We start from the raw sequence: 21,503 nt of genomic DNA, 5'->3' as shown, positions 1-21,503 counted from the left end.
ATGGCTATCAAGGTGGGCATGGTATCACTTGGCTGTTCAAAAAATCTTGTGGACTCTGAGCGTATGCTCAGCAAGCTTAAAAATCACGGCTATCAGCTGGTAACAGAGCCCGGACTTGCCGATGTGGCGGTAGTAAATACCTGCGGCTTTATAAAGGCTGCAAAGGAGGAGGCTATCGACACTATCCTTGAGCTTGGAAAGCTCAAGGAGGAGGGCACACTAAAGAAAATAATCATTACAGGCTGTCTCGTTGAGAGATACAAGGAGGAGACTGCGGAGCAGTTTCCCGAGGCTGACGCTGTTATCGGAATAGGCGATACAAAGGATATTGTGGATATTCTCGACCACGTTCTCGCAGATGAGCGCGTGGTGCGCTTTGCTCCGAAGCTTGACGCCGAGCTTTGCGGCGAGAGGATAATTTCCACTCTTCCGTTTTTCACATATCTCAAGGTCGCAGAGGGCTGCTCAAACTGCTGTACCTACTGCGCTATACCAATGATAAGAGGAAAATTCCGCAGCGTTCCTATGGAAAAGCTTCTTGAAGAAGCCCGTTTCCTCGCAGACAACGGCGTTACCGAGCTGGTGGTCATCGCGCAGGATACCGCACTTTACGGCAAGGACCTCTACGGTGAGCCAAAGCTGGCGGAGCTTCTCACAGAGCTCTGCAAAATAGACGGTCTCCGCTGGATACGTACCCTCTACTGCTACCCCGAGCGCATAACCGACGAGCTTCTTGACGTTATCGCCCGTGAGGACAAGATAGTGAAGTATCTGGAGATACCAATACAGCACTGTAACGGCGATATACTGAAGCGAATGAACCGCTGGGGCGATACAGAAAAGCTGGAGGCACTTTTCGCTCATATCCGCGAAAGAGTACCGAATGTGATACTGCGCACTACTCTTATCACAGGCTTCCCGGGAGAGACCGAGGAGCAGTTCGAGGAGCTGGCTGAGTTCGTCAAGAGAGTACGCTTCGACAGACTGGGCTGCTTTGCTTATTCCCGTGAGGAGGGCACAAAGGCTTATGACTTCCCCGACCAGATAGACGAGGAAACTGCTGCTCACCGTGCTGATATAATCATGGAGCAGCAAATGCTCATAAGCAGCGAGAACAACGAAAGTCTCATGGGTGCAGAGCTTACCGCAGTAGTCGAGGGCTTTGACAAGTTCGGAGAGTGCTGGTTCGGAAGAACGCCCCTTGACGCCCCCGATATTGACGGAAAGGTTTTCTTTACGTCGGATAAGCCCCTTGCCATCGGCGATTATGTTAAGATAAGGATCACCGATACACTTGATTACGATCTGATAGGAGAGGTGATAAGTCAATGAACCTGCCAAATAAGCTGACTCTGCTGAGAGTCGTTCTTATTCCGTTTTTTCTGCTGTTTATGTATATAAATGTGCCATTCCACTACGGGATCGCGCTGGTGATATTTGCGGCAGCCTCAATTACCGATGCTCTTGACGGAAAAATAGCAAGATCACGCAATCTTGTTACGAATTTCGGAAAATTCCTCGATCCGCTGGCAGACAAGGTACTGGTAATAGCGGCTCTCACGGTATTTGTAGAGCTTTCCGAGGTGAATATGGGAGCTATCCCTCTAATAATAATCACCGCAAGAGAGTTCATGGTTTCGGGACTGAGACTTCTTGCTGCAAACAGCGGCGTTGTGGTCGCAGCAGGCATCTGGGGCAAGCTTAAAACAGCATTTACTATGGTGGCTATCATAGCTATACTGTTCTGGCTGTGTCTATGCTTTGATCTTGGCATAGATTTCCCCGAGGTATTCACAAATGCGGTGAATAATATTCTTGTGCCTGTACTTGTATGGATATCGACCTTACTCACTGTTATATCAGGCGGAGTATATCTCAAGGGCTACTGGCACCTCATAGACTCTGACAAATGATCCATGAAAGGAGTATAAAATGCAGCATTGTGCAGGTCAGATACGTTATCTGGCAGCAATAAAAGAGCTCACCGAGAGAGACGGGCAGGTGCGCTGTGTTAATATATCCCGTCATTTAGGCGTTTCACGTCCCAGTGTCAGCAAAATGCTGAGATGTCTGGCTAACTGTGGATACGTCTATGAAGACTTCTGCAACAGCGTGGTGCTCACTCCCGAGGGTGAAGCCGCAGTAAACGAGCTGTTTTCCTCTTTTGATGAAGTTTATACCTTTTTCCATAGATTTCTGAAGCTCCCTAAGGAGCAGGCTCATGAGCAGGCACTGACCTTTATCACGGATTTTCCGCAGGAGACCTGTGCGAGACTGAAAATGATCGTAAGGCGCACTATAAAAAAGCAGGATAAATAAAAAAACGGTACACGAGAGTGTACCGTTTTTTAGCCGTTAGCCATTAGCCCCTATACATGGCTGATCGCAATTGTTTCGCCGAAGGCGACTCAATAACTCTCAATTCTCAACTTTCAACTCTAAACTAAAAACCCGAAAGCATTGCTTTCGGGTTTTTGTATTTACATCAATTCACAAATGAGATTCGAGAACTCTACAGGATCCTCTATGCTCATGCCCTCGATAAGCAGTGCCTGATCGTAGAGAAGCTTTGCATACTTGCCAAGCTTGTCCTTGTCGCCGCTTGTGCTGAGTGACTGGAGCTTTCCGAATATCTCATGGTCGGGATTTATCTCAAGAACGCGCTGTGCCTTTATCTTCTGATCAGTCGGCATTGAGTTGAGTACCTTTTCCATTTCGAGAGATATTTCGCCTTCGCTGGTAAGGCATACAGGGTGGGATTTAAGTCTCTGAGAGAGAGCTACCTTTGTTACCTTGCCGCTGAGAGCCTCCTGCATATCCTTGAGCAGGTCTGCGCTCTCCTCCTCCTTAGCCTTGAGCTCCTCCTTCTTTTCGGGAGTTTCAAGACCGAGGTCGTCAGCGGATACTGACTTGAACTCCTTATCCTTGTATTTCATGAGAGCCTTTAATGCGAATTCGTCGATATTATCGGTGAGATAGAGTATCTCAAAGCCGTTGTCCTTTACAAGCTCTGTCTGTGGGAGCTGCTCGATACGGGCTGCGCTCTCGCCTGTAGCGTAGTAGATGTACTTCTGATCCTCACGCATACCTGTTACATATTCGTCGAGAGTTACAAGCTTATGCTCGTTTGATGAGGTGAACATGAGAAGGTCCTGTAATTTATCCTTGTTCATGCCAAAGTCGCTGTATACGCCGTATTTGAGCTGTAAGCCGAATGCCTTCCAGAATTCCTCGTACTTCTCACGTTCGTTCTTGAGCATTTTCTTGAGCTCGTTGCTGATTGTCTTTTCAATACTCTTTGCTATCGCTTTGAGCTGTCTGTCGTGCTGGAGCATCTCACGGGAGATATTCAGCGATAAGTCCTCGCTGTCAACAAGTCCCTTTACGAAGCTGAAATAGTCAGGGAGCAGGTCTGCGCACTTGTCCATGATGAGGACGCCGTTTGAGTAGAGCTGCAAGCCCTTTTCGTACTCCTTTGAGTAGTAGTCGAATGGAGCCTTTGACGGGATATAGAGAAGTGCGTTATAAGCAGGCATCTCGTTGCTGATGTGTGAGTATTTCAGAGGCTCGTTGTAATCAAAGAACTTCTCGGTGTAGAAGTGCTTGTAGTCCTCTTCTTTAAGCTCTGATTTGTTCTTTTTCCAGAGCGGAGTCATGCTGTTGAGAGTTTCGACTTCGAGGTAATCCTCATATTCAAGGGGCTTTTTAGCCTCTTTTTCTTCCTCGGTCTGCTCCTTTGGACGGCTGTGGGATACCTCCATTTTGATAGGAAAGCGGATATAGTCTGAGTACTTGCTTACCAGAGACTTTATCCTGTACTGGTCAAGGAATTCGCCGTAGTTTTCGTCTTCGGTATCATCAAGGAGCTCAAGTATTATCTCGGTACCTGCGCTCTTTTTGTCGGCTTCTGTAATAGTGTAGCCGTCAACGCCCTCTGACTCCCACTGGTAAGCCTTGTCGCTGCCGTAAGCCTTAGAGATAACAGTGACCTTCTTAGCTACCATGAATGCGGAATAGAAGCCTACACCGAACTGACCGATTATCTGATTGTCCTCCTCAAGCTTGTTCTCGTTCTTGAATTTGAAAGAGCCGCTGTTTGCGATAGTACCGAGGTTGTTTTCAAGCTCCTCCTCGGTCATACCTATACCGTTATCGGCAATTTTGAGGGTACGGCTGTCCTTATCGGCAGATATCCATATAGCGAAGTCATCTTTATTGAGACCGACCTTGTCGTCGGTAAGAGATTTGAAATACAGCTTATCTATAGCGTCGCTTGCGTTGGAGATAAGCTCGCGGAGGAATATCTCCTTATGAGTATAGATAGAGTGGATCATCATATCCAGCAGTCTTTTGGACTCTGCTTTGAACTGTTTTGTTTCCATTTAAAACATCTCCGTAGTAGTTTTTAGCACTCTATCTCTTAGAGTGCTAAATAAAGTATATATCTTTTGCAGGTGCAAAGTCAAGGGCAGAAGGAAATGTTTACAATTTGTTCATATTTGTTCGCGATTCATCTTGACAAAACCCTGCGAGATAGTATATAATAGTTTTTAGAGCTTAGAGTTAATAACTGAAAAAGGCGTAGCAGTCAGAGTAGCTTTTCTGCGGACTTTCAGAGAGTGTGCGGTCGGTGTGAGCACATGGTCGGGAGAAGTGAAGTGCGGCTGTCAGCTTCGGCAGGGAAGCGCATAGACGTGTGTATCTGTCGGCGTTTCGTCCGCGTTAAGGATAAGACGAGTTCAAGACGGAGTGGAAACGAGCATTTGCGCCTCCGAGGTATACCCTCGGGGGCATTATTTTTTGCCATGACAACGACTACATATTGTGATTTGATTCGATCAGTAAAAAGGAGGACAGATATGAATATAATAAAGTATCCCTCTGACGAGGCAGTAAACGAAGCCGTAAAAAACGACAGCCGATTTCTTGCGGCGGTAAGCCTTGACGGGGCAAAAGCCTATGTAGGTGCGGCAGATGACGCAGGTGACCACATAGCGCTTCTTGAAGCCTTTGACGAGTTCAGTCCCGCAGGCTTTTTCAGACTCAGCTTTGACAGTCTGACCGCCGAGTGGACATTCTCGTGTCCGCGCACTTACAAGGGCATAGCCGCAGACAGCGAGCGCATGGACGCATACTACCGTGACGGACTGCGCGTACTGCCTGAGTTTCTGGTGATGTTCGGCTATTTTTCAAAGCTGAAAATAAAGAACCCACCGCCTGAAATATGGGCGTTTTAGTCAGTTGAGAGTTTAGAGTTGAGAGTTGAAAGTCTTAAATTCTGAACTCGGAAAGATGTGAAAAATATGAGTAATAGCATTGCAGGAGAAAAAAGCTTTAAATTTGCTGTGAGAATAGTAAATCTATATAAGTTCCTTCAAGAAAAGAGAGAATTTGTTTTGTCACAGCAAGTATTAAGAAGCGGAACAAGCATAGGTGCAAATATTTGTGAAGCATTAGAGGCGCAAAGTGATAAGGATTTTATCTCAAAAATGGGGATATCATTAAAAGAATCCGCAGAAACGATATATTGGCTAAGACTTTTGCGCGAGACTGATTATATCAAAGATTCTCAGTTTGAATCAACGAAGAAAGACGCTTATGAGTTAAAATTGATTATTTCATCAATAATAAAGACTAAAAAAGAGAATATGAAGAAATTGAGTAACGGCAAATAACTTTCAACTCTCAATTCTCAACTCTCAACTTAAAATGTTTTTGGAGGAAATACAATGCAGTTATACAATTCATTATCACATAAAAAAGAGGAATTCGTCCCTCACGCTGAAGGCAGGGTAAATATGTACACCTGCGGACCTACTGTGTACCACTACGCTCACATCGGCAACCTGAGAAGCTACATCATGGAGGATATTCTCGAAAAGTATCTACGCTTCACAGGCTATGACGTGAACCGTGTTATGAACATCACCGATGTTGGTCATCTGACCAGCGACGGCGACACAGGCGACGATAAAATGCTCAAGGGCGCTAAGCGTGAGCACAAGACAGTTATGGAGATAGCAAAGTTCTATACTGACGCTTTCTTCGGCGACTGTGAAAAGCTCAACATCAAAAAGCCCGATGTTGTAGTGCCTGCTACTACTTATATCGATGAGTTTATCCGCGTTATCAGCGTGCTTATGGACAAGGGCTATGCATACGAAGCCGGCGGAAACATCTACTTCGATACCTCAAAGCTCGACAAGTACTACGTTTTCAACGATTTCAACGAGGAAGACCTTGCAGTAGGTGTCCGTGAGGGCGTTGAGGCTGACGAGAACAAGAGAAACAAGGCTGACTTTGTACTCTGGTTCACCAAGTCCAAGTTTGACGATCAGGAGCTGAAATGGGATTCTCCGTGGGGTATCGGCTACCCAGGCTGGCATATCGAGTGCTCATGCATAAGCATGAAGAATAACGGCGAGTACCTTGATATACACTGCGGCGGTATCGACAACGCTTTCCCTCATCACACCAACGAGATAGCTCAGTCTGAGGCTTATCTGGGACATAAGTGGTGCAATTACTGGTTCCATGTGCTCCACCTCAATACCAACAGCGGCAAGATGAGCAAGAGCAAGGGCGAGTTCCTGACGGTATCACTTCTTGAGGAAAAGGGATACAAGCCTGTGGTGTACCGTTTCTTCTGCCTGCTTTCGCACTACAGAAAGTCCCTTGTATTCTCATGGGAGAACCTTGACAACGCTGTAGCGGCTTACAACAAGCTCATAGAGAAGATAGCTCCCCTTACAAAGGAGAGCGGCGGCGACATCGACAAGGCTGAGTACGACCGCCTTATGAAAGATTTCACAGACGCCCTTGATAACGACATAAACACTGCTATGGGCATCACTGTTATATATGATGTACTGAAATCAAAGGCAAATGCAGCAACAAAGCTTGCGCTTATTTCAAAATTTGACGAGGTTCTCGGACTTGACCTCATTGCCAATGCAAAGGAGATCGCAGACAATGCCGGTGCGGATTCTGCTGATATACCTGCTGAGGTCATGGAGCTTGTCGAACAGCGCAAGGCTGCACGTAAGGACAAGAATTTCGCTCTGGCAGATGAGCTCCGCGACAAAATAGCGGCTCTGGGCTATGAGGTCAAAGAAACAAGACAGGGCACGGAGATAAACAAGCTTAATTAAGTTTAGAGTTGAAAGTGAAGAGTTGAGAGTTAATGTATTCGCTTCGCTCATATTATTTAAATAATATCGACGAAGGCGATACCGCAACTTTCAACTCTCAATTCTCAACTCTCAACTTTGGCGTGAATTATGATTTAGAACTTCTTTAATTAGAGATAATAATCAAGAAGAACGGAGAATATCCAATGGCAAGACTTTATCCCCTTTTCAGCTCCAGTAAAGGAAATTCCACCTTTATAGGAACAGAAAAGGGCGGCATACTCATAGACTGCGGCGTAAGCTTCAAGCGGCTCAGCGAGGCTCTTGAGGTCAACCACATTCCCCTGAGCGCTGTACAGGGAGTATTTATCACCCATGAGCATTCAGACCACGTTGCAGGACTTGCAATGCTCACAAAAAAAACAGGAATGCCTGTATACGGTCAGAAGCGCACATTGCAGAGGCTCTGTGACGCAAACAGGATAGCGCCGGGCTCCCATGTCATCGACATAACGGGCAAGAATATAAGCTGCGGCGGCAGTGAGGTAAGCTGCTTCAATACGCCTCACGACGCCATACAGAGCTGCGGCTACCGCATACATACCTCAGATGATAAGTACTGCGCCATTTGCACGGACTTGGGACACGTTACCCCTGAGGTTGACGAGGCGCTGAATGGCTGCCGAATGGTGCTTATCGAAGCCAATTACGACGACTATATGCTCCGTACGGGATCATATCCGCTGTATCTCAAGGAGCGAATACTCTCAATGAACGGACATCTTTCCAACGATGACTGCGCCGTGCAGGTTGGAAAGCTCATAGAGCGCGGAACTACGCATTTTCTTCTCGGTCATCTCAGTCAGGACAACAACCGTCCGAATATAGCGGACAGCACCGTACAGCGAAGCCTTGAACGCTTTGCAAGAGGCAGGGACTACCTTTTAGGCGTGGCTCCCGTAGAAACAAGGGGAGGAGCAGTTATTTTCTGATGAATATAAATCTTATAGTCATAGGCAGGCTTAAAGAGGAATATCTTCGCAGCGCCTGCGCAGAATATATCAAAAGGCTGGGAAGGTACTGCAATTTCGAGCTCCATGAGCTTGATGAATGCCGACTCAGTGATAATCCCTCGGATAAGGAGATAGTCTCGGCTCTCAGAAAGGAAGCGGAACAGATAAAGCGCTATGCAAAGGGCATGATAGTGCCTATGTGTATCGAGGGCAAGCAGCTCACAAGCCCCGAGCTCTCGGAGAAGATAGTCTCCGCAGGAGTCGGCGGTCAGAGCACAGTGACCTTTATTATCGGAAGCTCATTCGGGCTTGATCCCGAAATAAAGGCAATGGGAACGCTTAAACTCTCTATGTCGAAGATGACCTTTCCACACCAGCTTGCAAGGGTAATGCTCTTAGAGCAGATATACCGCGCATTCCAGATAGCAGAGGGCGGAAAATACCATAAATAGAAAGGACAGCTTCGGCTGTCCTTTTTTAGCCGTTAGTTTTGGAGTTATTTTAGATAAATTCAGCAATTGCGGGACGCCGAGGGCGGCGTCCCATACAAACTGAACACTGAATCCTGCGGACTTGACAGCCAAAAGGCGTTGTGATATAATTAAAAGATACTATGGAATTTTATGCGCTGTTGACGGTAAAGACCGTTTCTGCGCGTTTCAAGGAGCAATAAATGAGTACGATCAAAGAGCTTTATGCTTACAGACAGATGATATTCAGCCTTGTGAAAAAGGACCTGAGAGGACGCTACAAGGGCTCGGTGCTGGGCTTCCTGTGGACGTTTATCAACCCTCTTTTCCAGCTTATAGTCTACACGATAGTTTTCTCTAAGATACTTCACAACGACGTTGAAAGGTACTATCTTTACCTGTTCGTTGCACTGATACCGTGGATATTCTTCTCCTCGTCCATAACAGTGGGAGCAGCGTCCATAATATCACAAAAGGATCTTGTAAAGAAGATATACTTCCCACGAATGGTAATACCTATTTCCTATGTGACAAGCTGCTTTGTGAATATGCTGCTGTGCTTTATAGTCATATTTGCGGTAATAATAGTTACGGGGGCAGGTATAAACTTTCTTGCTATACTCACCTTGCCGATAATAATGATAGTTGAGTATATTTTCGCTCTCGGCATGGCGATGATAGCCTCTGCGGTAACGGTATACTTCAGGGATTTAGAGCATATCCTCGGCATTGTGGCTATGGCTTGGATGTACCTGACGCCAGTTGTGTACTCAAAGTCTATCGTGCCCGAAAGATACCTGCCGCTGTTCAATCTCAATCCCATGACTCACATAATCGACTGCTACAGAACAGTGCTCTATGAAAGGCAGATACCCGACCTGACAGCGCTTCTCTGGGCAGCAGGTCTGGGAGTATTCTTCCTTGTATTCGGTGCATTCGTATTCAACAAGCTTCAAAAGCATTTTGCGGAGGAACTCTGATGGCAGAAAATGATATAGCAATAGAGGTCAGAAATGTGACCAAGAGCTTCAAGGTGTACCTCGACAAGGGGGCACAGCTGAAAGAGCGCCTGTTATTCCGCAAGCGCAGCCGCTATGAGGAGCGCAAGGTGCTCCGCGGCATAAGCTTTGACGTAAAAAAGGGCGAAGCTATCGGACTTATCGGTCATAACGGCTGCGGCAAGAGTACCACGCTGAAGCTTCTCACAAGGATAATGTATCCCGATGAGGGAACAATAAAGCTGAAAGGCCGAGTTTCCAGCCTTATCGAGCTGGGAGCAGGCTTCCACCCCGATATGAGCGGCAGAGAGAACATCTACACCAATGCGGCTATATTCGGTCTTACCAAGAAAGAGATAGACGCCCGTATCAAGGATATAGTGGACTTTTCGGAGCTTGCCGAGTTTATCGACAACCCCGTCCGCACCTATTCCTCGGGTATGTATATGAGACTTGCGTTCTCAGTCGCTATAAATGTTGACGCGGACGTGCTTCTCATTGACGAGATACTTGCCGTTGGCGACGCCAATTTCCAGACCAAGTGCTTCAACAAGCTCAAGGAGATAAAGGCGCAGGGCACTACTATAGTAATAGTATCCCATGCTCTGGGACAGATAGAACAGATATGCGACCGCGCTATATGGATACACGAGGGACTTATCAAGGCTGAGGGACCGCCTAAGGAGATAGACCTTGAATACCTTGATTATATGAGCAGAAAAATGCAGGAAAAGAACAAGTCTGAAAGCGGTGCGGAGGAGGTCTCAGATGATGAGGCAGGAAAGCGCTGGGGCAGCGGTGAGGTGCGTATCAGAAAGGTACGTTCATTCAGTGCTGACGGCAGCGAGCAGAATACCTTCCGCACAGGCGAGGATATAAGGCTCAGTATTGACTATACCGTGAAAAAGCCCGTAAAGGACGCGGTATTCGGCTTCGGAGTCTTTGATATGAACGGCGTTCAGTGCTACGGCACCAACACCCGAATAGACAAGCAGCCCGACATAACTATCAGCGACAGCGGTACGGCGGAGATACTGCTGAAAAACGTTGAGCTCCTTGCAGGTGAGTACAATATCGACATTGCTATCGAGCAGGGAGAAGGCATACCAATTGACTATTTCCGTCAGGCATACAGGATTCAGATGATATCGGCAATGGGAGATGTGGGAGTTTCACGCATCGAACACACATGGAAGCTCAAGAGGTAAAAAATGAGTAATATATCGCAGTTTATAGACAGTATAAAAAATCAGAAGGGTATCAAGGGAGCGCTGAAAAGAAAGCTTTTCGGCTGGCTTTTTGCGGGCTTGGAGGCAGCAGACAGGGATATTGTCAACGTACAGGCAAATGATTCGTTAAGAAAAGATTTTGAGGCTGCCTGTGTCAATCTCAGGAATAACAATACTCTCATCGAAAGGCTCACCAGCGAGGAGGAATTCCTTAAAAGCAAGATAAACTCGGTGGAAAAGAAGCTGAAAGCAGCTCCTGTGCAGCAGACCGCAGAGGGCGCTGTACAGGCGGCTTTACCTGCTGCCGTGAGCAGCGGCTCGGATTACGACGATATAGACTATTTCGACTTTGAGAACCACTTCCGAGGCTCTATCGAGAGCATCAAGAAGTCTCAGGAGTTTTATTTAAAGTATTACCGCGATAAGAAAAAGGTATTGGATATCGGCTGCGGCAGAGGAGAATTCCTCTCACTCATGCAGGATAACGGCATACCTGCCGAGGGTGTGGATATCTATGAGCCATATACTGAATACTGCAATTCTAAGGGGCTTAAAGCCACCTGCGCCGACGGCTGCGATTTTCTCGAAAGAACCGAGGGCGTTGACGGCATTTTTGTGGGACAGGTAGTTGAGCACCTGAAGCCTCATCAGATAATCCGTCTGTGCAATACCGCATATGAGCGGTTAGAGGAGGGCGGCTGTATCATCATGGAGACTCCAAACCCCACATCGCTGTCAATATACACCAATGCATTCTACATTGACCCGTCACATATAAAGCCTGTTCACCCGCTGACGCTTCAATATTACCTTGAAAAGGCAGGCTTTAAGGACATCGGGATAATATATACCGAAAGCAGCAGACCGCCCTTTGAGATACCTCCGCTGAAATGTGCAGAGGCTGAGAATACGGCTGAGTTCAATGAGGCGATGAAGCGCGTATCCGACATGATATTCGGAAGTCAGGATTACGCTGTAATAGCCGTGAAGAAAGGATAAAACATGGAAAACGAAAGCATAAATATAGAAGAGATAATGGCTGAGATAAAGCAGAAAATAAAGGAGCAGGGGCTTACTGCGGATATGCTCAGCTTTGAGGACGTTCCCTACAAGAAGAACGCTCAGAGTGGCTCTGCATCGGAGGCTCTTGATTATATCAGCACACATTACTATATACAGCCCTATAAGGAGCTTCAGGGGAACGGCATAAAGGTGTTCTTCAAGAAGGTGCTCCGCAAGCTCATGAAGTTCTACGTTGAGCCCGTTGTGTTTGAGCAGAACGACTTCAACGCAAATGCGGTAACAGTTATGAAGTCGCTTTCTGACAGCAAGTCATCGGATATGAGCAGCAAGGTTGAGGCATTAGAGCTTTCACATAAGGAGCTCATGATACGCCTTGACAAGCTTGAGCGCGAAAATGCAGAGCTCCGCAGCAGACTCAGCAGGGAGAGCAAGTAATGAGAGTAGTTCAGTTACTGCCTACCCTTTCATTCGGCGACGGAGTAGGGAACGATGCTATCGCATTAAAGGAGATAATCGGCAAAATGGGCTATTCCACCGATATTTACGCCGAGAATATAGACAAGAGACTTCCCGAGGGCACTGCCATAAAGGCGGACAAGCTCCGCGACCTTAAAAAGGACGACGTGCTCATATATCACAAATCTACAGGCACTGACCTTTCTTTCAAGATAGACAGCTACAAGTGCCGCAGGGTGATGATATACCACAATATCACTCCCCCTGATTTCTTCCGCCCCTACAGCGCCTCTGCGACACAGCTTACTGAGTACGGCTACAAGGGCGTTGAGTATCTCCGCGACAAAATGGACTTTGTCCTTGCGGTTTCGGAGTACAACAAGTCAGAGCTCATAAGAATGGGCTATACCTGCAATATCGAGATAAGCCCCTCCCTTACCAAATTCGAGGACTATGAGCAGGCTCCCGACGAGGCTGTCATGAAGAAATACCGCGACGGCAAGAAGAATATCATATTCGTGGGAAGAATAGCTCCCAACAAGAGACAGGAAAATGTTATCCGCGCATATGCCTGCTACAGAAAGCTGAATCCCGATTCAAGGCTTATACTTGTGGGCTCGGCAAACGGCATGGAGAACTATAACGAACGCCTTGTGAAATATGTCAGCGCCCTCGGACTCAGCGATGATGTTATATTCACAGGACATATCAAGTTCAGCGAGATACTGGCGTATTACCATATCGCTGACGCTTTTCTATGCATGAGCGAGCATGAGGGACTGTGCGTACCGCTGGTCGAGTCAATGTTCTTCGGAGTCCCCATAATCGCCTATAATACCAGTGCTATCGGCGAGACTCTCGGCGGAAGCGGTATACTCCTTGATGATAATGATCCTGTATTTACGGCGGCAGTCATTGACAGACTGCTCACCGATGACAAGCTCCGTGAGAGTATCATCGAGGGACAGCGCAAGAGACTTGAGTACTTCTCCTACGAGCGTCTGAGCAATATATTCGAGACCAAGCTGAAAGCCTTTATTGACGGCAAGACAGCGACCTGATAAGGATACTGAAATGAAAAAGATTGGATTTGTTATCCCGTGGTACGGAGAGAATATCCCCGGCGGAGCAGAAATGGAGCTCCGTGAGGTGACCGACCACCTCCATGCGGCGGGAGTTGACCTTGAGATACTTTCCACCTGCATTAAGGACGCAGGCTCGGACTGGAGCGAGAATTACAACAAAGAGGGCGTGGATAAGACCTCAAAGGGCGTGACAGTAAGGCGATTCAAGGTGGAAAAGCGTGATACTGCGGCATTTGATGCAGTAAACGCAAAGCTTATGAAGGGACACCGCATAACTCCCGACGAGGAGGATATATTCCTGTCGGAAATGGTGAACTGCCCTCAGCTTTATGACTATATGAAAGAGCACAGCGACGAATACTCATTGTTCGTATTCATACCATATCTGCTGTGTACAGCCTATAATGGTGCTAAATTGTTCCCGGATAAGTCGGTGTTCATACCCTGCTTCCACGACGAGGCTTACGCCTATATGAGCCGCTATAAGGAGCTTTTCCCTAAGACCGCAGGCATGATATTCAATGCCCGTCCCGAGGCAGAGCTGGCAGAGAAGCTTTACGGCTTCTCACAGAGCGGCACAAAGACCATAGTCATGGGAATAGGCATGGATACGGGCATAGTTCCCGACGGAGAGGCTTTCCGCAAAAAATTCGGCATAGACAGCCCATTTATCATATACGCAGGACGCAAGGACGAGGGCAAGAACGTCCACACCCTTGTAAAGTATTTCTCGGAGTACATCAAGCGCCGTGATACCGACCTCAGGCTGGTACTCATAGGCGGCGGAAGCATAGAGCTCCCTGCTGACTTAGTAAAGCAAAAGAGGATAATCGACCTGGGCTTTGTGGACAAGCAGGACAAGTACAACGGACAGGGAGCGGCAGAATTCCTCTGTCAGCCGTCAAAAAACGAGAGCTTTTCCCTTGTTATCATGGAGAGCTGGCTCTGCGGACGTCCTGTGCTGGTACACAGCGGCTGTCCTGTAACGAGAAATTTCGTATCTGAGTCCAACGGCGGTCTTTATTTCGGGGATTACTTCGAGTTTGAGGGCTGTACCGACTGGTTCCTTGCAAACAGGGAGAAGGCTCGACAAATGGGAATAAACGGCGGAGAATACGTCCGCAGCAACTTTGCTTGGGACGTTATAGTTGAAAAGTACAGGAAGTTTTTCAGAGAGGTCGTCGGAGAAGAATGAAAAGGATAGCGCTTATAAATCAGAGATACGGACTTGAAGTAAACGGCGGCTCGGAGTACTATACCCGCCTTATCGCAGAGCGCCTTACAGCTGAATTCGAGGTCGATGTCATAACCACAAAGGCTCTGGAATACACCACATGGGACAACTACTACAAAGCCGACGAGGAGGACATAAACGGAGTCCATGTGCTTCGTTTTCCTGTTGAAAAGCCCCGTGCAAAGGATTTCAACGATTTCAACGGCAAATACCTCAATTCGGGCACAGCAAACTACAATACCGAGACTGAGGAAAAGTGGTTTGAGAAGCAGGGACCTTATGCCCCCGGAGCTATAGACTATATCCGCAAAAGCAAGGATAAGTACGATATTTTCATCTTCGTGACCTACCTTTACTACCTTACCGTAAAGGGACTTCCCGAGGTGGCTGAAAAGTCCATACTCATACCCACAGCCCACGAGGAGCCCTTTATACATTTCAAGACCTATGAGGATTTTTTCAAGCTCCCTAAGGCGTTTGTTTTCCTGACAGATGAGGAAAAAGCGCTGGTGCAGGGACTTTTTGACTGTAAGGACAAGCCCTGCCGCGTTATGGGCACAGGCGTTGAGGTGCCCTGCGAGCCCGATGAAGCAGGCTTTCGCAGCAAATACGGCATTGAGGGCGATTACATCATATATGTGGGACGTATCGACGAGGGCAAATGCTGCCCCGAGCTTTTCAGATACTTTCAGGAGTACAAAAAGCGCCGTCCCGACAGCGGTCTGAAGCTTGTCCTCATGGGCAAGCCAGTCTGCGAGATACCAAAGGATAAAGACATCATAAGTCTCGGCTTTGTCAGCGAGGAGGACAAATTCAGCGGCATATCGGGCGCAAAGTGCCTTGTGCTGCCCTCGGCTTTCGAGAGCCTTTCCATATCCGTTCTTGAAGCTATGACGCTTTCCGTGCCCGTTATCGTAAACGGCGTATGCGAGGTCCTGAAGGGGCACTGCATAAAGAGCAACGGCGGACTTTACTATACCGATTATTTTGAATTTGAGGGCGTACTGGACTATGTATTCAGTCATGACGAGGAATACGGCATAATGCGCCGAAATGCAAAGGCGTATATCGACAGCAACTATCGCTGGGAGGTAATAATGCGCAATTTCAGCGAGATGATAAACCATATCTGTGAGGAGTGAATATAATAAATGTTATTTTCAGCGGTCTGCCTGGTGGGAGCTGTACTTGCCGTACTGAGTGCTGTTATCTGGTTTAAGAAGAAAAACATCATAGAAGCTGTGACAATGGGCGTTATAATGTGGTTCTTTACACATATAATCGCAAGCATGGCGCTCTTTGTCATTGATAAGTATACCATTTTCCGCGCAGGCACAGGTACCGCCATACTGTGCGGAGCGGTTCTCGCAGCGGTGCTGTTTCTGGACAAGGGAAAATTTTTCCGCAGGAGACATACTCTCGGGCATGAGTTCTCAATAAAGGATATGCTCATACCCATGATCATAGCTGTTCTTGCGATACCCTTTGTGTCACAGAAGAATTACCTTTTTGGCATGGGGCAGGATCAGGGCGTTTATCAGACGCAGGCTATACTCTTCATGAACGGTGATACCAAGCGCCAGAAAACTATCACGGAATACGACGGACTTGAGACCGAGCGCGAGCAAGAGGTCTTTGAATACGCTGTAAAGAGCTACCTCCGCGGACTTGATATACCCGATGAGAGCTATCCCGACACCGTATACGACAGGAGTCAGGGACCAACATCGGGAATAATCCACGGAATACCTACATATTCCGCGCTTCTTGCAATGTGGGGAACAAACTTCGGCATGGAGAATATGCAGGACTTCGAGACCTTGCTTTATGTATGCCTCATATTCCTTGTGTACTTCATCTGCGGCAATTTAAAGCTGAAAAAGACCACCGCAGCCTGTGCCTGTATCTGTGCAGCGGCAGCTCCCATAGTGGTATGGGTAGCAAAGGCAGCTCTTACGGAAATGCTCCTTGCGCTGATACCGCTGACCTTCATGTATTTCATGACAGATGATGAAAATCCCGACAAGAAATGGCTGTCCATAATACCAATAGTAGTATTCGGCTGCTATCATGTTTCAATATACACTATGATTCCGCTGTTTGTGATGATATACGGCGGAATGTACGTATTCACAAGGGAAAAGCAGTACGCTGTGCTCATGCCCGCATCTGTGGCTGTTTACCTTGCAAGCTATTTTGCCATGAGGCACGTTCAGCCATTCTACACCATGAACAACTACAAGCCGGTATTCGTGGGCGGAGTAAGCGTTCACAACATCACTGCAGTTGTTACAGTTGTCTCTGCGGCAGCATTTGCAGCTGTGACAGTATTTGCGCTTATAGTGAAAAAACGCACGAAAAAGGGCTTCAACCAGCGCAGATTTATCCGCGATGCATCTGATTCAAAGTGGTTCATCCTTATGCTGAGGCTGCTGCTCATACTGCCATGTGTGTATATATTGGTAAGAGCGTTCTTCAAATACAGCAGCTGGGACGAGATGAGCCTTTTAGCGCTGATGGGCTTCTTTGCAAACGCAGGCATCGTGCTCGTGCCGCTTGGTATCCTTTTCGGTATCATATCGGTGAAGCGCTTTGCCGAAACAAGCTCAAAGCTTGTGGTATTCCTTATGTTTTTCTACTGTGTGCTGGTATATTCGGCGTTCCTGCGCTATGATATACAGTATTACTACTACTACGGACGCTATCTTGCTCCGTTTGTGCCTGTTGCGGTGATATTTGCCGCCGCAGCTCTCGACCATATCGGCGGAAAGCTCATTATCCCTGCCGCTGCGCTGGGACTTCTCTACGTTTCACGTTTCGACGGCTATCTCATGTACAATACCGATGATTCACGCATGGAGTGGAGCATTCTTACCGACCTTACCGACTACATAACAGACAGCGACTGTGTCGTTATATCGCCAAATTACACTCTCAGGCTGTGGCTGCCTGTCAGAAGCATGACTGGTGCGGCAGTATTTCCCGAGGATATTGATGACCCTCAGCAGTTCGAGAGACTTGCACAGAGATACGGCAGAGTCATCATCATCACTGAAAAGTCGCTTGACAAGGAGGACTACTCCGTGATGTACACAAACAAGCTCCACAGGATAGAGGACGACCTCAACCACACAGACAGAATAGTGCCTATGTCAACGTATTTCTGGTCGACCGAGGAGGATATCAGCATTTATTCCTACGACAAGTACAGATTCATGTACACTGCTGCAGGAGATTATACCAAAATGAGCGGTGTATCCGACCTTGAAAGCTTTTTCTGCTGGACAGACAGTGAGGAAGCACAGATAGAGTGCGGACTTTATCCTGATGATTACGACATAACTATGGAGCTTGGCTGCGGAATGCCTCTTGAAGCTCTTGGTGTTGACGAGGTAAAGGTGACTATGCTCCTCAATGGTAAGGAGATAGGCTCTGATTCCGTAACCAATGCAAATAACGGCGGTCAGCTTCATTTTACTGCTGATAAGGAGCTTGTAAAGGACGGCGAAAATATACTTACCATACGCTGTCCGCTTTGGAGCGCCTCGGTTTCAAATCCCGTTGATGACCGTGAGCTGGGATTACCAGTAAAGTCAGTCCGCTTTTCGTCGGCTGCATAAAGAAAGGATATGAAAATATGAAGCTTATCATTCAGATACCATGCTATAACGAGGAAAAAACTCTTGAGCTGGCGTATAACGACCTGCCCAGACATATAGACGGTATCGACACTATAGAGTATCTCATAATCAACGACGGCAGCAAGGACAATACCGTAGCCCGTGCAAGGGAGCTGGGATTTCACCATATAGTTTCCTTCAAGCGCAACAAGGGACTTGCAAAGGGCTTTATGGCAGGTATCGACGCCTGCCTGCACTTAGGCGCTGATATTATCGTAAATACTGACGCGGATAATCAGTACTGCGGTGCGGACATAGAGAAGATAGTACGTCCCATACTTGACCAGAAGGCTGATATTGTTATCGGCGAGCGCCCTATCGACCAGACTGAGCACTTCTCATGGAAGAAGAAAAAGTTCCAGCATCTGGGAAGCTGGGTAGTCCGCGTAGCTTCGGGCACTGATATTCCCGACGCTCCCAGCGGCTTCAGAGCCTATTCCCGTGACGCCGCACTGAGACTCAATGTTGTCAATGAGTATACATATACTCTCGAAACTATCATACAGGCAGGAAACAATAAAACTGCCATGACATCTGTTCCCATAAGAACAAATCCCGAGACCAGACCGTCGCGTCTGTTTTCAAGTATGTGGCGCTATATGAAGCGCTCATCAACGGTCATTACCCGTTCCTTTGTGATGTACAAGCCTCTGAAATTCTTCATGACTATCGGACTTGTACTGCTTCTCATAGGAGGCATACTGGGCGTCAGGTTCCTTATACTCATGGCTATGGGCGAGGGCGGCGGACACATACAGTCCCTTATCCTCACGGCTATCCTCATTATGATGGGCTTCCAGACCATAACCATAGGGCTTCTGGGGGATACTATATCCGCAAACAGGAAGCTTCTTGAGGACGTTCAGTACAGAGTGAGAAAAATGGAATGCGGCAAAAGTGACGAGGAAATAAAGAATGAAAAGGCTGAGTGACATAAAGGATAAGCGCATACTCTACGTCGCTACAAAAAACAGCGATTATCTCAGGCTTGTACAGGAAATAGAGCTGCTTCGCAGGGCAGGCAATACGGTCACTGTTATAAGCTCGGATAAAAAGAGCTACATAAAGCGGCTCATGTATGTTTACCGCAGACTTATCAGAGTTGATATGAAGGACTATGATATGAGCTTCATAGGCTTTGCCCCTCAGCTGGTAATACCGCTTTTCCGCAGAAAGCTCAGGAAAAAGCCGCTGATTGAGGACTTTTTCATATCAATGTATGATACCCTGTGCTTTGACAGGAAAATATTCGGAAAGAACAGCCTTATAGGGCAGCTTTTAAGGCTCATAGACAAGCGCACACTTTCAGCTGCCGACCTTGCAATATGTGATACAAAGGCTCACGGAAGCTATTTTTGCAGAGAATTCGGTTTCCCTGCCGATAAAATGAGCGTTCTGTATCTTGAGGCTGACAGCAGCATATACTATCCCCGTGAAGCTCCGAAAAACAAGGATTTCACCGTGCTCTACTTCGGCAGTGTGCTCCCTCTTCAGGGAGTATCGGTCATACTGAAAGCCATAGACCTTCTGAAGGACGAGGAGGGGCTTCGCTTTGTATTTATCGGACCTCTCGGCAAAAAGAACGTCCGCACAGGCGAGAATATCACAGAGTACATCAACTGGCTGCCTCAGGAGGAGCTTGCTGAGAAGATAGCAGGTGCAGACCTGTGTCTCGGCGGACATTTCGACGGCAGCATCATGAAGGCAAGGCGCACCATTGCAGGCAAGACCTATATCTACCGTGCTATGGGCAAGCCTGTTATTCTCGGTGACAATCCTGCCAATCACGAGCTTTACTCAGAGGGCGATGAGGGCGTGTATTTCTGCGAGATGGGCAGCCCCGAAAAGCTTGCGGAGCTCATAAAGGAAATAAAGGACAAGAGAAGCATATGAAAAAAGCGCTGAAAATAATCGGCAATATAGTTATGATAGCTGCCCTTGCCTTTGTGGTGAAGAAGCTTCTGGACATGGATATAAGCTTTTCGCAGCTCAGTGAGGGCAGGGTGGTATGTGCACTTTTGCTGTGTTTTGTGATACAGACCGTTATAATAATCTGCTCATGCTATCCGTGGCTGGTGTTCACAAGGTCGCTTTCTGGGCGGAAGATACCCTATTCTGCGGCAATGCCTGTGTATACTCAGTCTAATCTTTACAAGTACCTTCCGGGAAACGTATTCCAGTATGTGGGACGCAATCAGCTTGCGGCAGATATGGAGATAAGCCATGTTGACGTAGCCTGCGCAACGGTGCTGGACGTGCTTTTCTGCGTGTTCTGGACGGCTGTCATATCAGTGATAATGCTGGGCGGAAGAATAGCGGAGCTTTTGTCGAAATACGGACGGAATCTGCTTATCGTAGGCGCAGTGGGCATAGTTCTTGCGGTACTGCTGATACTGGCGGTAAGAATGAAGTTCAGAGAAAAGTTCAAAGCCTATATATCGCGCTATTCAAAGGCTTTTGCAAGGGAGAACCGTCCCATGCTCCTGCGCGGAGCATTTTATTATCTCCTCCAGAACGCAGTATCTGCGGCTATGTATATGGGCTGTCTTGCACTTATAGTGCCGCAGGCGGACACAGCTGAGCTGACAGCGCTTACAGGAGCTTTTCTCTTTGCGTGGATAATCGGCTTCGTTACTCCGGGAGCTCCCGGCGGAATCGGCATACGCGAGGGCGTGATGCTCTTTGTCTGCGGAGACAGCTTTGCTGACAGGATAGTGCTGTTCGTGCTGGTAATGCGGATAGGCTCGGTATTTGCAGACGTAGCGGCATTCGTTATCGGCAAGATATATGGTAAAGCTCATAAGAGCCTATAGTAGGGGACGACGCCTCGACGTCCCGATGGATAATCACCTGATATATACATGAAAAAGCAGTCCATTCGGACTGCTTTTAGTTTTATTATGGCATTGTTTTGTTGAGTTCATCGATAATATCCAGTGTCCTTATTATTTTGCCGCAGTGTCTGCACTGCCAGTCGCAGTCGCTTTTCTTTGCTTTTTTATGAAGCAATTCAAGAGCATTTTTGCAGACGGGGCATGGAGCATTTTCACCATTCCACAGCTTTTTCAGAAAGGTGAGGACTTCGCTTCGTGATCCCATTTTCAGATCGTTAAGTGTGAACTTATCCATGATATTTACCTCTTTTTCGAGCGGATAATATCCGCCCCTACAGCCTAATGGCTAAC

The 21,503-nt window shown here is 47.4% G+C and carries 21 protein-coding genes; 19 read left to right on the top strand and 2 right to left on the bottom strand.

Annotated elements, in window-relative coordinates:
• The 3 genes from rimO to K5677_RS11045 are packed head-to-tail and all read left to right on the top strand — an operon-like array spanning position 1 to position 2,319.
• The gene (rimO, locus tag K5677_RS11055; RefSeq protein WP_296727950.1) at positions 1-1,332 is read left to right on the top strand and encodes a 30S ribosomal protein S12 methylthiotransferase RimO; all 1,332 of its coding nucleotides are present in this window, start codon (positions 1-3) and stop codon (positions 1,330-1,332) included.
• Positions 1,329-1,913, top strand: a complete 585-nt coding sequence (pgsA, locus tag K5677_RS11050; RefSeq protein WP_296727947.1) for a CDP-diacylglycerol--glycerol-3-phosphate 3-phosphatidyltransferase — start codon at positions 1,329-1,331, stop codon at positions 1,911-1,913. The genes rimO and pgsA overlap by 4 nt, the downstream gene beginning before the upstream one ends.
• A gap of 19 nt (positions 1,914-1,932) precedes the next feature.
• Positions 1,933-2,319, top strand: coding sequence for a metal-dependent transcriptional regulator (locus K5677_RS11045; RefSeq protein WP_296727945.1), 387 nt, complete (start codon positions 1,933-1,935; stop codon positions 2,317-2,319).
• Between the two features lie 161 nt (positions 2,320-2,480).
• Here the strand turns inward: K5677_RS11045 and htpG are convergent, their stop codons facing one another.
• Entirely contained in the window at positions 2,481-4,382 is a 1,902-nt protein-coding gene (htpG, locus tag K5677_RS11040; RefSeq protein WP_296727942.1) for a molecular chaperone HtpG, read from the bottom strand.
• Positions 4,383-4,859: 477 nt separating this feature from the next.
• On the opposite strand from htpG, the gene K5677_RS11035 reads away from it, so the two are divergent.
• The 16 genes from K5677_RS11035 (at position 4,860) to K5677_RS10960 (ending at position 21,131) form a co-directional block, all read left to right on the top strand.
• Positions 4,860-5,237 (top strand): hypothetical protein, encoded by a 378-nt coding sequence (locus K5677_RS11035; RefSeq protein WP_072299921.1) that lies wholly within the window; start codon positions 4,860-4,862, stop codon positions 5,235-5,237.
• A 66-nt stretch (positions 5,238-5,303) separates the two neighbouring features.
• Positions 5,304-5,675: a four helix bundle protein gene (locus K5677_RS11030; protein WP_296727939.1), complete on the top strand. Its 372-nt coding sequence runs from the start codon at positions 5,304-5,306 to the stop codon at positions 5,673-5,675.
• A gap of 54 nt (positions 5,676-5,729) precedes the next feature.
• On the top strand, positions 5,730-7,151 hold the full coding sequence (cysS, locus tag K5677_RS11025; RefSeq protein ID WP_296727936.1) for a cysteine--tRNA ligase: 1,422 nt from the start codon (positions 5,730-5,732) through the stop codon (positions 7,149-7,151).
• A gap of 185 nt (positions 7,152-7,336) precedes the next feature.
• Positions 7,337-8,122 (top strand): MBL fold metallo-hydrolase, encoded by a 786-nt coding sequence (locus K5677_RS11020; RefSeq protein ID WP_296727935.1) that lies wholly within the window; start codon positions 7,337-7,339, stop codon positions 8,120-8,122.
• Positions 8,119-8,595, top strand: coding sequence for a 23S rRNA (pseudouridine(1915)-N(3))-methyltransferase RlmH (rlmH, locus tag K5677_RS11015; RefSeq protein ID WP_366849351.1), 477 nt, complete (start codon positions 8,119-8,121; stop codon positions 8,593-8,595). The genes K5677_RS11020 and rlmH overlap by 4 nt, the downstream gene beginning before the upstream one ends.
• A gap of 221 nt (positions 8,596-8,816) precedes the next feature.
• Entirely contained in the window at positions 8,817-9,593 is a 777-nt protein-coding gene (locus K5677_RS11010; protein ID WP_296727931.1) for an ABC transporter permease, read from the top strand.
• Positions 9,593-10,819, top strand: coding sequence for an ABC transporter ATP-binding protein (locus tag K5677_RS11005; RefSeq protein ID WP_296727929.1), 1,227 nt, complete (start codon positions 9,593-9,595; stop codon positions 10,817-10,819). Before K5677_RS11010 ends, K5677_RS11005 begins: the two co-directional genes overlap by 1 nt.
• A gap of 3 nt (positions 10,820-10,822) precedes the next feature.
• Positions 10,823-11,839 carry a class I SAM-dependent methyltransferase gene (locus K5677_RS11000; protein ID WP_296727926.1) on the top strand — a complete coding sequence of 339 codons (1,017 nt, stop codon included), beginning with the start codon at positions 10,823-10,825 and terminating at the stop codon, positions 11,837-11,839.
• Positions 11,840-11,842: 3 nt separating this feature from the next.
• Positions 11,843-12,298: a hypothetical protein gene (locus tag K5677_RS10995; RefSeq protein WP_296727925.1), complete on the top strand. Its 456-nt coding sequence runs from the start codon at positions 11,843-11,845 to the stop codon at positions 12,296-12,298.
• Positions 12,298-13,380, top strand: coding sequence for a glycosyltransferase (locus K5677_RS10990; RefSeq protein WP_296727922.1), 1,083 nt, complete (start codon positions 12,298-12,300; stop codon positions 13,378-13,380). Before K5677_RS10995 ends, K5677_RS10990 begins: the two co-directional genes overlap by 1 nt.
• A 13-nt stretch (positions 13,381-13,393) precedes the next feature.
• The gene (locus K5677_RS10985) at positions 13,394-14,599 is read left to right on the top strand and encodes a glycosyltransferase family 4 protein (protein WP_296727919.1); all 1,206 of its coding nucleotides are present in this window, start codon (positions 13,394-13,396) and stop codon (positions 14,597-14,599) included.
• Positions 14,596-15,780, top strand: a complete 1,185-nt coding sequence (locus tag K5677_RS10980; RefSeq protein ID WP_296727917.1) for a glycosyltransferase family 4 protein — start codon at positions 14,596-14,598, stop codon at positions 15,778-15,780. The genes K5677_RS10985 and K5677_RS10980 overlap by 4 nt, the downstream gene beginning before the upstream one ends.
• 9 nt (positions 15,781-15,789) lie before the next feature.
• Positions 15,790-18,258, top strand: coding sequence for a hypothetical protein (locus K5677_RS10975; RefSeq protein WP_296727915.1), 2,469 nt, complete (start codon positions 15,790-15,792; stop codon positions 18,256-18,258).
• A 17-nt stretch (positions 18,259-18,275) separates the two neighbouring features.
• Positions 18,276-19,250, top strand: coding sequence for a glycosyltransferase family 2 protein (locus K5677_RS10970; protein WP_296727912.1), 975 nt, complete (start codon positions 18,276-18,278; stop codon positions 19,248-19,250).
• Positions 19,234-20,211, top strand: coding sequence for a glycosyltransferase (locus K5677_RS10965; protein ID WP_296727910.1), 978 nt, complete (start codon positions 19,234-19,236; stop codon positions 20,209-20,211). The genes K5677_RS10970 and K5677_RS10965 overlap by 17 nt, the downstream gene beginning before the upstream one ends.
• Entirely contained in the window at positions 20,208-21,131 is a 924-nt protein-coding gene (locus K5677_RS10960) for a lysylphosphatidylglycerol synthase domain-containing protein (RefSeq protein WP_296727906.1), read from the top strand. The genes K5677_RS10965 and K5677_RS10960 overlap by 4 nt, the downstream gene beginning before the upstream one ends.
• A gap of 85 nt (positions 21,132-21,216) precedes the next feature.
• On the opposite strand, the gene K5677_RS10955 is transcribed toward K5677_RS10960, so the two are convergent.
• The gene (locus tag K5677_RS10955) at positions 21,217-21,447 is read right to left on the bottom strand and encodes a hypothetical protein (RefSeq protein ID WP_296727903.1); all 231 of its coding nucleotides are present in this window, start codon (positions 21,445-21,447) and stop codon (positions 21,217-21,219) included.
• Positions 21,448-21,503 lie beyond the last annotated feature (56 nt).

The organism is Ruminococcus sp. (assembly GCF_024684275.1).
This window is presented reverse-complemented; position numbering and strand designations above follow the sequence as displayed.